This is a genomic window from Evansella clarkii, from assembly GCF_002019695.1.
In the GTDB taxonomy this organism is placed as follows: Bacteria; Bacillota; Bacilli; order Bacillales; family Salisediminibacteriaceae; genus Evansella; species Evansella clarkii.
On sequence record NZ_KV917376.1, the window covers coordinates 2549140 to 2565206 of the forward strand.

At 44.1% G+C, this 16067-nt stretch carries 16 protein-coding genes and 1 other annotated feature; all 16 genes read left to right on the top strand.

Features of this window, described 5'->3' with window-relative positions:
- The first annotated feature begins 7 nt into the window (after positions 1-7).
- The 16 genes from aspA to rpmA all read left to right on the top strand — a co-directional run bounded on the left by aspA (position 8) and on the right by rpmA (position 16011).
- Positions 8-1450, top strand: a complete 1443-nt coding sequence (aspA, locus tag BK582_RS11575; protein ID WP_244895379.1) for an aspartate ammonia-lyase — start codon at positions 8-10, stop codon at positions 1448-1450.
- 148 nt (positions 1451-1598) lie between these two features.
- Entirely contained in the window at positions 1599-2174 is a 576-nt protein-coding gene (locus BK582_RS11580) for a Maf family protein (RefSeq protein ID WP_078595187.1), read from the top strand.
- Between the two features lie 49 nt (positions 2175-2223).
- Entirely contained in the window at positions 2224-2937 is a 714-nt protein-coding gene (radC, locus tag BK582_RS11585) for a RadC family protein (protein ID WP_276328209.1), read from the top strand.
- Between the two features lie 398 nt (positions 2938-3335).
- A complete protein-coding gene (gene katG, locus BK582_RS11590) occupies positions 3336-5555 on the top strand; it encodes a catalase/peroxidase HPI (protein WP_078595189.1) in 2220 nt (739 codons plus the stop codon).
- A 592-nt stretch (positions 5556-6147) separates the two neighbouring features.
- The gene (locus BK582_RS11595) at positions 6148-7188 is read left to right on the top strand and encodes a rod shape-determining protein (protein ID WP_078595190.1); all 1041 of its coding nucleotides are present in this window, start codon (positions 6148-6150) and stop codon (positions 7186-7188) included.
- Between the two features lie 12 nt (positions 7189-7200).
- Positions 7201-8079 (top strand): rod shape-determining protein MreC, encoded by an 879-nt coding sequence (gene mreC / locus BK582_RS11600; protein ID WP_078595191.1) that lies wholly within the window; start codon positions 7201-7203, stop codon positions 8077-8079.
- Positions 8076-8603 carry a rod shape-determining protein MreD gene (gene mreD / locus BK582_RS11605; protein WP_236939147.1) on the top strand — a complete coding sequence of 176 codons (528 nt, stop codon included), beginning with the start codon at positions 8076-8078 and terminating at the stop codon, positions 8601-8603. Before mreC ends, mreD begins: the two co-directional genes overlap by 4 nt.
- 100 nt (positions 8604-8703) lie before the next feature.
- Entirely contained in the window at positions 8704-9387 is a 684-nt protein-coding gene (gene minC / locus BK582_RS11610) for a septum site-determining protein MinC (RefSeq protein ID WP_078597969.1), read from the top strand.
- 183 nt (positions 9388-9570) lie between these two features.
- Entirely contained in the window at positions 9571-10371 is an 801-nt protein-coding gene (minD, locus tag BK582_RS11615) for a septum site-determining protein MinD (RefSeq protein WP_078595193.1), read from the top strand.
- A 442-nt stretch (positions 10372-10813) separates the two neighbouring features.
- Positions 10814-11326: a DoxX family protein gene (locus BK582_RS11620; protein ID WP_078595194.1), complete on the top strand. Its 513-nt coding sequence runs from the start codon at positions 10814-10816 to the stop codon at positions 11324-11326.
- A 169-nt stretch (positions 11327-11495) separates the two neighbouring features.
- Positions 11496-12332, top strand: a complete 837-nt coding sequence (locus BK582_RS11625) for a M23 family metallopeptidase (protein WP_078595195.1) — start codon at positions 11496-11498, stop codon at positions 12330-12332.
- Positions 12325-13158 (top strand): M50 family metallopeptidase, encoded by an 834-nt coding sequence (locus tag BK582_RS11630; RefSeq protein WP_078595196.1) that lies wholly within the window; start codon positions 12325-12327, stop codon positions 13156-13158. The genes BK582_RS11625 and BK582_RS11630 overlap by 8 nt, the downstream gene beginning before the upstream one ends.
- A gap of 217 nt (positions 13159-13375) precedes the next feature.
- On the top strand, positions 13376-14866 hold the full coding sequence (locus tag BK582_RS11635; protein WP_244895493.1) for an Rne/Rng family ribonuclease: 1491 nt from the start codon (positions 13376-13378) through the stop codon (positions 14864-14866).
- Between the two features lie 92 nt (positions 14867-14958).
- Positions 14959-15040 (top strand) — a sequence feature (ribosomal protein L21 leader region).
- Positions 15041-15053: 13 nt separating this feature from the next.
- A complete protein-coding gene (gene rplU / locus BK582_RS11640) occupies positions 15054-15362 on the top strand; it encodes a 50S ribosomal protein L21 (RefSeq protein ID WP_078595198.1) in 309 nt (102 codons plus the stop codon).
- An 8-nt stretch (positions 15363-15370) separates the two neighbouring features.
- The gene (locus tag BK582_RS11645) at positions 15371-15700 is read left to right on the top strand and encodes a ribosomal-processing cysteine protease Prp (protein ID WP_078595199.1); all 330 of its coding nucleotides are present in this window, start codon (positions 15371-15373) and stop codon (positions 15698-15700) included.
- Between the two features lie 17 nt (positions 15701-15717).
- The gene (gene rpmA / locus BK582_RS11650) at positions 15718-16011 is read left to right on the top strand and encodes a 50S ribosomal protein L27 (protein ID WP_078595200.1); all 294 of its coding nucleotides are present in this window, start codon (positions 15718-15720) and stop codon (positions 16009-16011) included.
- Positions 16012-16067: the final 56 nt, after the last annotated feature.

Sequence of the window (16067 nt, forward strand, 5' to 3'; positions counted from 1 at the left end):
ACTAATAATGGCTGAAGAGAGCAACATGGAGTTCAGATCAGAAAGAGATCTTTTAGGAGAGGTGATGGTGCCTGCAAATGCGTATTACGGGATACAGACAGTCCGCGCAAAGCAGAATTTCCCTATCACCGGATATCCGCCTCATAAGGAGCTTATCAGGGCGTTTGGATATGTAAAAAAAGCAGCAGCGAAGGCAAACTCCGAGGTAGGTGTATTGAACAAAGGTATCGCTGAAGCAATTATGAAAGCTGCTGATGACGTTATTGAAGGGAAACTTGATAAACATTTTATCGTGGACAGTATTCAGGGAGGCGCAGGAACCTCTTTTAATATGAATGCGAACGAGGTTATCGCTAACAGGGCGATTGAGTACCTCGGCGGACAAAAAGGAGACTATTTAAAAGTCAGCCCAAACACTCATGTCAATATGGCCCAGTCAACAAACGATACTTTTCCAACTTCAATACATATTGCATGCCTGAACTTATCAGCCGGCCTGCTTAAATCACTGAAAGAACTTGTAGAAACAATGGGGCGGAAGGAAAAAGAATTTGATGACGTTATAAAAATGGGCAGAACCCACTTGCAGGATGCGGTACCGATCCGCCTCGGCCAGGAATTCGGTGCGTACCGCCGTATGCTCACAAGAGATCTTCGGCGTGTAAAAAACTCTGTAGATATGCTCTATGAAGTAAATATGGGGGCAACTGCAGTAGGTACAGGCCTAAACGCAATGCCGGATTATATTGAAAAAGTGACAGAGTATCTTGCTGCATACACAAATCACCCATTCCACAGAGCTGAAGATTTAGTAGACGCCACACAAAACACAGATGCATACACTCAGCTTTCAAGCGCATTGAAAATTCTGGCAATCAACTTATCAAAGATCGCCAATGACTTGAGAATGATGAGCTCCGGCCCGCGGACCGGCCTTAATGAAATTAATTTGCCTCCAAGGCAGGCAGGTTCTTCAATCATGCCTGGTAAAGTAAATCCGGTAATGGCAGAGGTTGTTAACCAGATATCATTCCAGGTAATCGGCAATGACCATACGATCAGTCTTGCATCTGAAGCAGGGCAGCTGGAATTAAATGTTATGGAGCCTGTTCTTGTTTTTAACCTGCTGCAGTCCTTTACAATACTGCAAAATGGCATCCGGGTATTCAGAGAATATGCTGTAGAAGAACTTACTGCCAATGTAGACAGATGTAAGGAAATGGTAGAGGGCAGTGTCGGTATTATTACAGCGATTAATCCTCATGTAGGCTATGAAACCGCGGCAAGGATTGCAAAGGAAGCAATTACTTCCGGAAGACCGGTCAGGGAAATCTGCCTGGAAAGAGGACTGCTCTCTGAAGAAGAGCTGGACAGAATTCTCGATCCGAAAGAGATGACAAGACCAGGTATTGCAGCACCGGAACTGATTTTTGGGGACGACGGGAGATAATATTTTTTCCCTGAAAAACTGGATGCTGTATACGCTGAACTTAAATAGTAACAGAGATCATAAATAAAAAGATTGTTCCTTTTGCCAGAGTTTTGTATACTTAAAGCAACCTCTGGCAAAACAGGAACATTTTGCAAGGAGGACCCGCATGAAACCTTTCGTACTAGCCTCACAATCACCTCGAAGGAAACAACTTCTTGAGCAGGTGCAGATCCCTTTTTCCGTACAGAAAAGCAATGTCGACGAAAAAATGAATATGGAAGACACCCCGGAAGAAATCGTAAAAACACTTGCCTCCCAAAAAGCCGAGGATGTTTTTTCCTATGCCCCCGATACCGTAGTGCTTGGCGCAGACACTATTGTCGTTTATGATGGGCAAATTCTTGGAAAGCCTGCAGATGAGGTGGAAGCCCGGAACACCCTCAGGATGTTGTCAGGCAAAACACATGTGGTGTATACCGGGGTGGCAATAGTCAGTGAAGAGAAGTCTATTTCCTTTTGTGTCAAAACAGAAGTAGAATTTTATGAGCTTACGGATGAAGAGATTACAGAGTATATTGAGTCAGGTGATCCGTTTGACAAAGCAGGAAGCTACGGAATACAAGGAATTGGCGCCACTCTTGTTAAGAGGATCAGCGGCGATTACTTTGCCGTCGTTGGGCTGCCGGTAGCGAAAGTAGTACGGGCTTTGAAGGATTTTCCAATTATTAAAAAAGCGGACTGACCCACTGGAGACAGTTTCCCCCTCATGGCGGCTCCAGCATCAGTGCTTCATGGACAGCCGCCGGAAAGGGGAAGAAATAATAATGGTAATGATGATCCGTGATGTACCAAAAAGTGAAAGGCCGAGGGAGAGGCTGCTGAAGGAAGGGCCGCAAACCTTATCCAATCAGGAACTGATCGCCCTGCTCCTCGGGTCGGGAACAAAGGAAGAATCAGTTATTCATCTGTCTGCCAGAGTGATCCAGCATTTCGACGGCCTGAAGCTCTTAAAGGAAGCCTCAGTGAAAGAGCTGCAGGATATTCGCGGGATCGGGGAAGCAAAAGCGGTCCAGTTAAAAGCAGCTATTGAACTAGGCAAACGTATATCAAAATTTACTATAGAAGACAGATACACGATCCGGTCACCGGAAGATGTCGCAAACTACGTAATGGAAGAAATGCGCCACCTCACTCAGGAACACTTCGTAGCCCTCTATTTAAACACCAAAAATCATGTTCTCCATAAACAAACTGTTTTTATTGGAAGCCTCAATGCTTCAATCGTGCACCCAAGAGAGGTGTTTAAGGAAGCTTTCCGCTATTCTGCCGCCTCTATTGTCTGCCTCCATAACCATCCATCCGGCGATGTTTCCCCAAGCCATGAAGACATAGAAGTGACCAAGCGCCTGGTGGAATGCGGCCGGATGCTTGGCATTGATGTGCTGGACCATGTCATTATCGGCGATAAACGATTTTGTTCACTGAAGGAAAAGGGTTATTTGTAGCACATAAAACGTCTGGGTTTTATTATCCAGGCGTTTTAGTTTGTGGGTTAGACTTAATGTGCTTATTACTTGCGGTTCGGAACCTCATTCCGCTACCCTATATATAATTTCTTAATACATGGTTTCAGATCAACTTTTCGTGAGCCAATGCCCCCTTGCTCCTTAAGTTATATAAAATTCATGAGACCTCCGACAAAACCATGGCTATTTGAAAGCTTCCCCGCAATTACTCCCGCCCCCTAATATAAGTGAAAAATGTTAATCTTCAGCATATTCCTTTTTATTTCAGCAATTATTTATTATAATTATAAATTAAGAATGGATATTAAATTCATTCGATGTCGTTCAACATGATCGTTTCTGCTTAAATTTTCTTAAAACAGAAAGGAGAATAATGTATGAGCAATGAGAGCAATGAAAGCAATGAGAGGTGCCCATTTACACAGGCTAGTACAAGCACAGAAGGTAAGCCTAAAAAAGGCACGACAAACAAAGACTGGTGGCCAAACCAGCTGAACCTGAACATCCTTCATCAGCATGACACAAAAACGAATCCCCTTGGGGAGGAGTTTAATTACGCAGAAGAATTTAAAAAACTTGATTATCAGGCTGTGAAGGAGGACCTTCATAACCTAATGACAGACAGTCAGGATTGGTGGCCTGCAGACTATGGCCATTACGGCCCTTTCTTCATCCGTATGTCCTGGCATTCGGCAGGTACATACCGTATGGCAGACGGCCGTGGAGGCGGAGGGAGCGGTTCCCAGCGTTTTGCTCCCCTTAACAGCTGGCCGGACAACGGGAACCTGGATAAAGCCCGGCGGCTGCTCTGGCCAATTAAGCAAAAGTATGGCAACAAACTCTCCTGGGCGGATCTGCTCGTTCTTGCAGGGAATGTGGCGATTGAATCAATGGGTGGAAAGACTATTGGGTTTGGCGGAGGCCGTGAAGATATCTGGCATCCGGAAGAAGACGTTAACTGGGGACCGGAAACAGAATGGCTTGGAAACGAACGGTATAAAGGTGAGCGTGAGCTGGAGAATCCGCTTGCTGCCGTTCAGATGGGCTTAATTTATGTTAACCCGGAAGGCCCGGACGGTGAACCTGATCCTCTCGGAAGTGCCCGGGATATTCGGGATACGTTTAAACGTATGGGAATGAACGATGAAGAAACAGTTGCCCTTACGGCTGGCGGACACACTTTTGGTAAAGCGCATGGTGCTGGAGATCCTTCCCATGTGACAGAAGAGCCGGAAGGAGCCCTGGTTGAACATATGGGGTTAGGCTGGCACAGCACTTTTGAAACCGGTAATGGCCCATACACTATTACAAGCGGGATAGAGGGGGCGTGGACTCCAACTCCGACAAAGTGGGATTCCACATACTTTGATCTCCTGTTTGGTTATGAATGGAAGCTCACAAAGAGCCCTGCCGGAGCCTATCAGTGGGAGCCTGTAGACCCTGATGAGGAACATCTTGCGCCTGATGCACATGATCCGTCTAAGAAGGTTAAGACGATGATGACTACAGCAGATATGGCTATGCGCGAAGATCCTGAGTACGCAAAAATTTCACGGAGATTCCATGAGAACCCGGATGAGTTTGCAGATGCTTTTGCCCGTGCGTGGTTCAAACTGCTTCACCGTGATATGGGACCTCGTGACAGATACCTGGGTCCTGAAGTTCCGGAAGAAGAATTCATCTGGCAGGACCCTGTACCAAAGGGGAATTACGATTTAACTGATGATGATGTTAAAGAGCTCAAGTCCAGGATTCTCGATTCCGGACTTTCGGTGAGTGAACTTGTCTCGACGGCCTGGGCTTCTGCAAGCACTTTCCGTGGTTCAGATATGCGTGGCGGAGCGAATGGCGCGCGAATTCGTCTTGCTCCTCAGAAGGATTGGGAAGCAAATGAGCCGGAACAGCTTTCAAAAGTACTCTCTGCTCTTGAAGATATAAAGAATGATTTTAATAAAGAAGTCAGCCTGGCTGATTTAATTGTCCTAGGAGGAAGTGCTGCTGTTGAGAAAGCGGCAAAAGAAGCCGGCTTTGATGTAAAAGTTCCGTTTGAACCTGGACGGGGAGATGCTGCTGAGGAGCAGACGGATGTAGAAAACTTTGAAGTGCTTGAGCCAGTGGCGGACGGCTTCCGTAATTTCCAGAAGAAGGAATATGCGGTTAGCCCGGAAGAACTCCTCCTCGATAAAGCGCAGCTCCTCGGTCTTTCTGCCCGGGAAATGACAGTGCTTGTCGGAGGTATGCGTGTTCTTGGAGCGAACCACCGTGGTACAGAATACGGTGTCTTTACGGATCGGGTCGGACAGCTCACACCAGATTTCTTCAAGAATCTTCTGGACATGGGAATTGAGTGGAAACCAAAAGACGATCTGACTTATGAAGGGTACGACAAGAAGACAGGAGAACTAAAACGAACTGCCACAAGAGTGGATCTTGTCTTCGGTTCTCATTCAGTTCTTCGGGCTCTTGCCGAAGTTTACGCACAGGATGATAACCAGGAGAAGTTTGTTAAAGACTTTATTGCAGCATGGATTAAAGTTATGAACGCAGACCGCTTTGATTTAACAAATAAACCAGAAAAATTAGCTGTGCTGAAATAAGAATCGAATGTAATTAAGCAGCTATTTTAAAAGCTTCACGAGACTCCTTGTCTTGTGAAGCTTTTTTCTTTCAAAAAAAACTCCAGAATCTCAAAAACTGCACAATCCCGGAAGCATTCATAGTAATCAAAGCCGGTGCAGAGTATTAATATACAAGATTACTGCAATGTGATAGGATAATATGAGGCAATTTTTGAGACAGATAAGCTTTGTACCGATGTAAACGTCCCTATAACTATCCCCTAATACGATAAGGTGAAGCGTAGATGTTAAGGGAGGGAACGGACGCTATCTTGATTGGTTCAGCTAACAATCAGCAGGGAGTAAACAAAAAATACTGATTGATGTCTCACTTTATGCTAAAAAAGAATATACAAATTCTTAATAATATTATAGTATAAAAAAATCCGCTGTTTTTCTGCTTCGAAAATCCGGCAGGTTGGATATACAGGAGACTTTATTATAAGTTTCCATGCAGAAAACAGGCAGTAAAAAGATTTATCACTGTTGAATGAAAATGCTACTCATTCCGAAAGATATTGAGTATAATTAACGATATGAGTTTTGTTAACTATGAAGGGAGATTACATAGATGTTCGGTGGTTTTTCAAAAGATTTGGGAATTGACTTAGGTACTGCTAATACACTTGTTTATGTTAAAGGAAAAGGTGTTATTTTACGGGAGCCGTCCGTTGTTGCGATTCGTTCGGATTCCGGTTCAATAGAAGCTGTAGGTAATGATGCTAAAAATATGATTGGACGTACTCCGGGAAATATCGTAGCCATTCGTCCAATGAAAGACGGAGTTATCGCCGACTTTGATACTACGGCCACTATGATGAAGTATTTTATCCGCCAGGCATTGAGGAATCGTTCTATTTTTACAAGGAAGCCTAACGTTATGGTTTGTGTGCCGTCCGGCATTACAGCTGTTGAAAAAAGAGCTGTTGAGGATGCTACGAAACAGGCTGGAGCGAAGGAAGCATATACGATTGAAGAACCGTTTGCCGCAGCGATTGGAGCAGATCTGCCAGTCTGGGAGCCAACAGGAAGCATGGTTGTTGATATCGGAGGCGGAACGACGGAAGTGGCAATTATTTCACTGGGTGGAATTGTAACGAGCCAGTCTGTCCGTGTAGCAGGGGATGAAATGGACGATGCCATCGTACAGTATGTGAAGAAAAATTATAATTTGATGATCGGTGAAAGAACTGCTGAATCCATTAAATTCGAAATAGGTTCTGCAGGCAAGCCGGATACAAATGATGACATGGAAATTCGCGGACGTGACCTTGTGAGCGGACTTCCAAAAACAATCACTATTAACGCATATGAAATTGCGGGAGCTCTGGAAGACACAGTGGCTATGATCGTTCAGTCTGTTAAAGATACTTTAGAACAATCACCTCCGGAACTTGCGGCAGATATTATGGACCGGGGAATTGTCCTTACCGGTGGCGGTGCATTATTGCGCAACCTGGACAGAGTTTTAGCTGAAGAAACGAATATGCCTGTACTTGTATCCGAGAACCCTCTTGACTGCGTGGCTATAGGTACAGGAAGAGCGTTAGAAAATCTCCATCTCTTTCGTTCAAAAGCTGGCATTACGGTAAGATCAAACAGAAAAGGATAGCAGGTGTCGCAAATGCCTTCATTTTTTTCCAATAAGCGACTGATCGTTTTACTTGTATGCATTATCATCCTGGTAGCCCTCATCGGCTATTCCATGAGTGAAAGGCGTTCATTATCCTGGCCTGAACAGTTTCTGACAGACAGTATCGGATGGGTTCAGTCCGGATTCTCTAGACCCGCTCATTTTGCAGCGGGTTTCTTTGAGAGTGTAAATGATATGCGCAATATCTATGAGGAAAACCAGGTTTTAAAGTCTCATCTCGATGAATATGCCGCTCTTCAGGTGGAACTTACTGAGTTACGGAGGGTTAACGAAGAACTGAAAGATTCCCTTGATATGAGTGAGAATCTCTATGACTATACGGTGCGCTCTGCACTGGTCATTCATCGCTCTCCTGACCGGTGGAATGAATACATCGGCATTAATAAAGGCGGCCAGGACGGAATTGAAGAAAACATGGCTGTAATGACTTCAAGTGGATTAATCGGAAAGGTGCATCAGGTTTCCCAGTTCAGCTCTACGATACAGCTGCTGAGTGACCAGGATCATACGAACCGTATTTCCGCTTTTGCGGATAATGGAGAACCAACATATGGCTTTATCGAAGGAATCCATGAGGAATCCGGTTATCTGCAGTTTACAAAGATTGATATAGATGCCGAGCTGGAAGAAGGGCAGATGGTCGTTACCTCCGGACTGGGCGGCATTTTCCCCCGTGGTCTCCCTATTGGAGAAATCGTTTATTTTGAGCCGGACGAATTTGGTCTGAGTCAGACTGCTTTTATCGAGCCTGCTGCCGATTTCAGGCAGCTTGATTCTGTCCTTGTAATAGAGCGTGGAGCAAGCTCTCTGGAGCCTGACATTGACCCTGAAGCTGAGGGCGGAGAATGATGAGGAAATATTCTTTATTTCTTGTACTCTTTGTTTTGTTTATAATAGAAGGAACAGTGTTTCAGATTTTTGCTCCTGATCAGTTCGGTTCTGACCTCCTGTTTATCCCAAGATGGTCATTCATGCTGATTATATTTGCCGGAATTTTCCGGGGCAGAGGTACAGGAACCTTATATGGTGTGATTTTTGGTATCATGTTTGATGTTATTTACTCTGCGCTCCTGGGAATATATACGTTTGCCATGGGACTGCTGGCATACCTTTTATCCATTTCAATTCCGTTTTTTCAAAGGAATCTTCCCGCAGCTGTTTTTTTAACGATAACAGCGGTAATCCTGCTGGAATATTTTCTATACGGTATGATGCTCCTTCTGGGGATGACTGCTATTCCCCATCAGGAATTTCTGTACAGCCGTTTTCTGCCAAGCCTTGCTATGAATTTCTTCGTACTGGCTGCTGCTGCATATCCGCTGAGAAAGTGGTTTGAATATATAAAGCGGAATGAAGATGACGGCCTGCTTTAACTTTTTATAGTAGTGCAGGACGAGCGTGTTAAAGGGGAAAACAACTAAAAATTTACAAGGTCTGATCAAAGAAACAGCTAAAGTGAGGTGTAAGGAACAGATGGTTCAGAAACAGCTTAGAAAACAAAATGTGTTAATTAAAGGAACAAAGGACGGTCTGACCTTTATTCTGAATGACCAGTGTTCCTTCGACTCACTGTTAACTGAATTAAATGATAAGCTCTCCGATCGTCCTCCTTCGAGTGACAGTGAAGAAGGGCAGGTCCGTATAAAGCTCGTTTCAGGAAAAAGATATCTCGATCCACAGCAGCTGGATGCTTTGAAAGAAGCATTATTAAACCATATTAATGGCGTGGAAATGACAGTAGAATCAGAGGTCATGTCCAAAGAAGAAGCGGAGAAGGCAATCCAGAGCCAGGAAGTTAACCGCCTGCTGCGAATTGTCCGTTCAGGCCAGGTAATTGAGGTGACCGGAGACCTGCTTTTAATTGGGGATGTTAATCCTGGAGGGACTATTAAAGCTTCCGGTAATATTTTTGTTATTGGCAAAATGCGCGGAATCGCCCATGCAGGCTGTGAAGGTAACAGACAGGCTGTTATTTGCGGATCTTCCATGCTTCCTTCCCAGCTCAGGATAGCCGATGTAATAAGCAGGCCTCCTGAGGAGGAAAGTGATAAAGAGCTTATAATGGAATGTGCTTTTGTCGATGAAACAGGAGAGATGGTTATTGACAAAGTGCAGCATCTTCAGAAAATACGTCCGGAGATCGCCAGCATGATGTAAAAAGAGACAGGTTTTATCTTCCCTTTAAATTTCTTTTCACATAGAGAAATCATGGTGTGTTAAAATTAAGTTACCTGTTCTGAATAAAAAGGGCACTGGATTTTTTCAGATTATAAAGTATCTCTTTGTTCCTTAAGTATAATTTACATAGTTTTACAGGTTTAGGAGAAAGGGGAGAATGACGTGGGAGAAGCGATCGTTGTAACATCAGGTAAGGGCGGTGTTGGTAAAACTACCACTACTGCGAACGTAGGAACTGCATTGGCATTAGCAGGAAAGAGAGTCTGTTTAGTAGACACCGATATAGGACTCCGTAACCTTGACGTGGTTATGGGACTCGAAAACAGGATCATTTATGATCTGGTAGATGTAGTGGAGGGACGCTGCCGTCTTCATCAGGCTCTTGTAACTGATAAACGCTTTGAATGTCTGAACCTTCTTCCTGCAGCACAGACGAAGGATAAGTCAGCAATCAAACCTGAACAAATGAAAGTGCTGATAGATGAACTGAAAAAAGATTACGATTATATTCTGATTGACTGTCCGGCAGGTATTGAACAGGGCTTTAAAAATGCTGTTGCGGGGGCAGATAAAGCGATCGTAGTTACTACACCGGAAATCTCTTCTGTCCGTGATGCCGACAGGATTATCGGGCTCCTGGAAAAGGAAGAACATATTGATGCTGCTAAACTTGTGATCAACCGAATCAGGCCTCACATGAGTAAAAGCGGGGATTCCCTTGATGTGGAAGAAGTTGTTTCCATCCTTTCTATTGAGCTTCTCGGAATTGTCGTCGATGAAGACGAAGTGATAAAAGCTTCTAATTCCGGTGAGCCAGTAGCAATGAACCCTAAAGTGAAAGCAGCAATTGCCTACAGAAATATTGCCCGGAGAATATGCGGCGAATCGGTTCCCCTCATGTCTCTGGAAAACGATAAAGGTGTTTTTACAAGAATGAAAAAATTCCTCGGAATTCGAGGGTAATAAAAAGCCGCTTGTCCGTGAAACTGGACAAGCGGTTTCTTGGTGGCTGGATCAATTTATACCGCAGTGAATGTTCAGCAAGGATGGATCTGTTAATACTTTAACACTTTTAGTGCTGGCGGAATAAAATACACTACCCCCTGATTATTATTTTCTTAACCTTCGTTCTCCATCTGGAAAACGGAGGTCTTTTCTTTGTGAAAAGAAAGTTTAGAGATTGTGATTTTCGTCACTGGTTAACTGTGCTTAATGTCACACTTTAGTCACCAGTCTGCAACAGAACGGTCACACATGTGAATATTTTCACATGCAAAACCGATATATAATAAAAGTGTAGAAAACGTTAGTGATCACCTAACAATCTAACAAACAAGAATACTTCATATATGGTTTACAAACGAAAGTGCAATTATAAAATTCTATTTCGACAGGGGGAATTAATATGTTTATGGATTTTATCAGGAATAATAAGATTGCGGCGGGAATTCTGACAATTTTACGTGTGTATCTCGGATGGAGCTGGCTGTCAGCAGGATGGGGTAAAGTTACGGATGGCTTTGACGCATCAGGGTATCTCACAGGTGTAGTAAATAATGAAATGGTTATGGAACAGTATCCAACTTATCACGCATTTATTGAGTCTTTCGCTCTGCCAAACGCTGAAATGTTCAGCTTCCTTGTAGCATGGGGCGAGGTAGCTGTAGGTCTCGGATTGATGCTTGGAATACTAACAACAGCGGCAGCCTTCTTCGGAATTGTAATGAATTTCGCATTCATGTTTGCAGGTACGATCTCTTCCAATCCATGGATGGTTCTCCTGACAATTTTCATCCTTGCAGCAGGCTATAACGCAGGAAGAATCGGCGGCGACCGCTGGGTGATCCCTTACCTGAAGTCTCTATTCACTCGCAAGAAATTGATTGGTACAGAAGGGCCACAAGGGCAGGCAGCATAAAATAAAAAAATAAAATGAAACGGTATCCGAAATTGGATGCCGTTTTTTTTCTTTTTCCTGGAGGCAGCAGATTATACACAGGCTCAGAGGGCTTTTACAGGGACAAACTGGCATATCTGCTGAGGACAAGTCATACATTGTACAAAGAAACGAAGTGGGTGAGGAAGCTATGAATAATCGGGTGGATAAATTAAAACGGAGGATGGAGGCAAAGCGGAGAAAAAGAAGGCCGGTGCCTCACAGACAGATTGCAAGGGAAAGATCCTCCGGAGGACCAATACTGCCGTACAGCTGGAAACATGAGGAGGAAAGGGAAGACACCCTTTATACTTTTGAAGGGAAGTATAAAGATGTCAGCAGCCAGAAAAAAAACGAACCCTTTTTCCGGAAAGACCGATTCATTATGCAGATTCTGGCAAGTATCTGCCTGTTTTTTGTCATTGGCATATTATTTCAGTCACAAAGTTCTTCTCTGGAAGGTATGCGTAATTATGTCCAGACTTCGTTTAGCGAGGATTTCCAGTTCAGTACAGTAGCAGGCTGGTATGAAGAAGCCTTTGGACGGCCGGTTGCCCTGCTGCCGCCGCAGATGGAAGTAGTTGCTCCCGGGGATTATGAACAGGAAAGAGACCCTGCTGATATTTATGCGCTGCCTGCTTCAGGAACTATAAGAGAGTCTTTTGAACAAAATGGGCGGGGAATCTATGTAGAGACAAATAGAGGGGAAAAAGTAGAAGCGGTCCGAAGCGGCATAGTAAGATTTATTGGAGAAGATGAAGCGAATGAATGGGGAAATGTCATAGTAATCCGCCATTATGACGGGGGAGAATCCTGGTATGGAAGGCTGGAGAACATACCGGTTCAGCTTTATGATCATGTAGACAGCGGGGATTTTATCGGGGAAGTTTCTCCCCATCAGGAAGAGGAAAATCTCGGGGTTTACTATTTTGCACTAAAGGAAGGAGATACATTTATAGATCCTAACGAAGTGATCAATTTTGATTAGTCTCCTGAAGAAAGTCCATATACACCCTGTTTTCTGGGGTATTCTTGGTATAGGCGGACTGACGGGCTATTTTAAGGAAATCATTATGCTTTTTCTCATCGTGTTCGTACACGAACTTGGCCATAGTTACGCTGCTTACCGATTTGGCTGGCGCATCAGGAAAATTATGCTTCTTCCATTTGGAGGAATGGCTGAGACGGAAGAGTACGGAAACCGGCCTGTGAAGGAAGAGATCATCGTGACGATCAGCGGCCCTCTTCAGCATTTGTGGCTTATCGGGGCAAGCTATCTTCTTCTTGCTACACCTCTGTGGAATGAAGGGGATCACCAGGTTTTTCTATTCCATAATTTAACGATTCTTCTGTTTAATTTATTGCCGGTCCTCCCGCTGGACGGGGGGAAGCTGCTTTTTTCCATCCAGTCATGGCTTCTGCCTTTTCATCAGGCTGTCCGGATTAGTTTCTATTTCTCTGCCCTTCTCTTGTCGGCAATAACAATAATTTCTCTTTTCATCCTGCCTTTTCACTTAAACTTAATAATCGTGGTTTTATTCTTATGGGTTCACCATTATCTGGAGTGGAAACAACGGCATTTTCTTTTTCTCAGGTTTCTCCTGGAAAGGAAAAGAAAAGCTGGATTCAAGGGGGAAAAGCAAGTGAAAGTCTCTCCAGCCACTACAGTTACTGAGGCAATCAAAAAGGTAAATCGGGAGAGGTACCATTATTTCACTTTAGGGAAAAACTATGGAGTGATAGAGGAACAAGAGATACTGAATGCTTTCTTCGATGAAAAGAAGCGGCTGCTTCCTCTAATGAAAATATTATAAAAGAACTTTTACTGTGACAGTCTGCCGGTAGATACAGGCAGGCTTTTTTTGTTGTTCAGCAGGCAAAAGATAAACACGGTCGTTTTGTGGATAATAAACAGGGGCTTGAAATGAAATTCATAGATACAGTGTACGGCCAGGGCTTGTCAGTTTTACGTCTTTACATATATAATAGTCGCAACTAATGTACGGATTGGAGCAAAATGTATTGAGAAAAGTGATATTAAGCATGAAAACAGGTGAAAAGCGGGGAGCGGTAACAGAGGACGGCAATATAGCCCAGTGGCTGTTTGAACAGGAAAATGAGCTGACCCGGTCAGGAAATATCATTCTTGGGAAAGTGGAAGACATTGTTCCTGGTATGGAAGCTGCTTTTGTAAATATCGGAGCAGAGAGAAACGGTTTTTTGTACCGGAATGAACTGATCGGCTATCTCCCGTACAGGGAAAATGAAGATCAGGGGAAAGCTCCTTCTGTCAGTTCTCTTCTTACAAAAGGGCAGACTATCGTTGTCCAGGTTACAAAGGAAGAGACAGGAAACAAAGGAGTAAGGCTCACAGAAGATATTTCACTTCCTGGAAAATATATTGTGTATATGCCTCATGCAAATTACGTAGCGGTGTCGAAAAAGATGAAGTCTGGTGAGGTAAGAGAAAAGTGGCGGTCTTTCGGAAAAACAGCTCTTAAAGATCAGGAAGGGATGATTATCCGTACAGTTGCTGAATCAGCAGAAGAAGGGGCTGTGCTCGAGGAATTGGGCAGGCTTAGAGACCAGCACGAAGAGATGATGCAAAAAACAAAAGAAGCCGCACCGCCTTACCTTCTTTTCGATCAGTCTTCCCTTATTTATCGTGTACACCGGGATCTGTTCACCGATGGAAAAACGGAAGTAATTACCGATGATTATCAGGCGTACCAAAGCCTGCTGAAGTGGAGCGGCGACGATGCCAGAGAGCGTCTGCAGCTGTATCAGGGAAAAGAGGATTTATTTGACGCTTTTGGACTGGGCCAGCAGCTGGACAAATCCTTGAAAAAGCATGTCTGGCTGAAAAACGGGGGATTTTTAATTGTCGAAAGTACGGAAGCTATGACGGTGATTGATGTGAACACCGGCAAGTATACCGGGAAAGGCAGCCTTCGGGAAACGGTTTTAAAAACCAATACAGATGCAGCATATGCGGTGGCAGAACAGCTGAGGCTAAGAGACATTGGCGGGATTGTAATTATCGATTTCATCGATATGAAGCAGGAGGAAGACAAGGCGGTTGTGCTTAAAGCTTTAAAAAAAGGAACATCTGCCGACCCCGGCCTGACAAATATAGCAGGGTTTACTCATTTTGGCCTGGTTGAAATGACCAGGAAAAAAGTGAGGAAACCTCTGGAAGAATTGCTGACAGAACCGTGCGAAGTATGCAGCGGCACCGGCAGATTACGAACAGTGAAAAGCGGAGCAGCAGAGCTGGAAAGAGGGATTCTGGAACTGAAAAATACGGAGGATGAAGCGGTTTTGGTGGAAGTTTCTCCTCGACTGCTGAAAGAGATGCTTGGTAATGGCAATGTATCAAGGCTTCATAAACTGGAAGGTTCATCAGGGAAAAAATTATTTCTGCTGTCCAGTACGGAACTGCAGGGGAAATTCCCTTATTATATAATCAGAATGCTGGGAAGCAGGGAAAAAATTAAGAATGTCTGGCTTGAAAGAAAGTAATTTATCATGTTTTTAAGTGGATGAAAAGGAGTTATTGACACAGATCTTCAAAATATGGTATGATTTCTTTTGTTAGTTGTTTGGAAGCACCCAAAGAACTACAACCGCGCAGATCAGGTTCTTAAGCGGATTTCAATGGAAACCGCACCTGTAATGGCGAGTCTGAGTACTAGAAGGAGGTGCCGTCGTGTACGCAATTATTGAAACAGGTGGAAAACAAGTAAAAGTAACAGAAGGCCAAGAGGTTTTCATCGAGAAGCTTGATGCAGCTGAAGGAGACACTGTTACATTCGAAAACGTAATCCTTGTAGGTGGAGACGAAACAAAAGTTGGAGCTCCATTCGTAGAAGGTGCGACAGTTTCAGCTAAAGTTGAAAAACAGGGTCGTGGAAAGAAACTGACTGTGTTTAAATACAAAGCTAAGAAAAACTACCGTCGTAAGCAAGGACATCGTCAGCCTTACACTAAAGTAACAATCGAAAAAATCAACGCGTAAGGTGTCTTATGATTAACGTTGTTTTTGACAGGAATCAGGACGGAACCATCCATACATTTACAATGAGCGGACATGCTGACTTTGCTGAAAATGGCAAAGACCTCGTTTGCGCTGGCGCTTCTACCGTATCGTTTGGTACGGTGAACGCAATCGCGGCGATTTGCGGTGTGGAGCTTGATGTAGAAATGGAAGGTGAAGGAGGCTTTCTCCGCTGTCGTGTTCCGAAAAAACTCGATACGGACACTTACGAGAAAGTTCAACTATTACTGGAAGGTATGTTCTACTCGCTGAAAACGCTGGAAGAACAATACGGACAGTTTATTCAAATTAAAACATAATCCAGGAGGTGAAGACCATGTTTTTAAAATTAGACATTCAGTTTTTCGCTCAAAAGAAGGGTGTAGGTAGTACAAAGAACGGTCGTGACTCCATTGCGAAGCGTCTTGGTACTAAGCGCGGAGACGGACAAATGGTAACAGGCGGATCTATCCTTGTACGTCAGCGTGGAACTCGTATCTACCCTGGAGTGAACGTAGGTAAAGGCGGAGACGACACATTGTTCGCGAAAGTGGACGGTGTTGTTAAATTCGAACGTGTTGGACGTGACCGCAAGCGTGTGAGCGTCTACCCTGAAGCTCAGGAAGCTTAAGGTGATAAGAAACCCGTAATGACTCAGGTCATTGCGGGTTTTTGGTTATCTCTGGC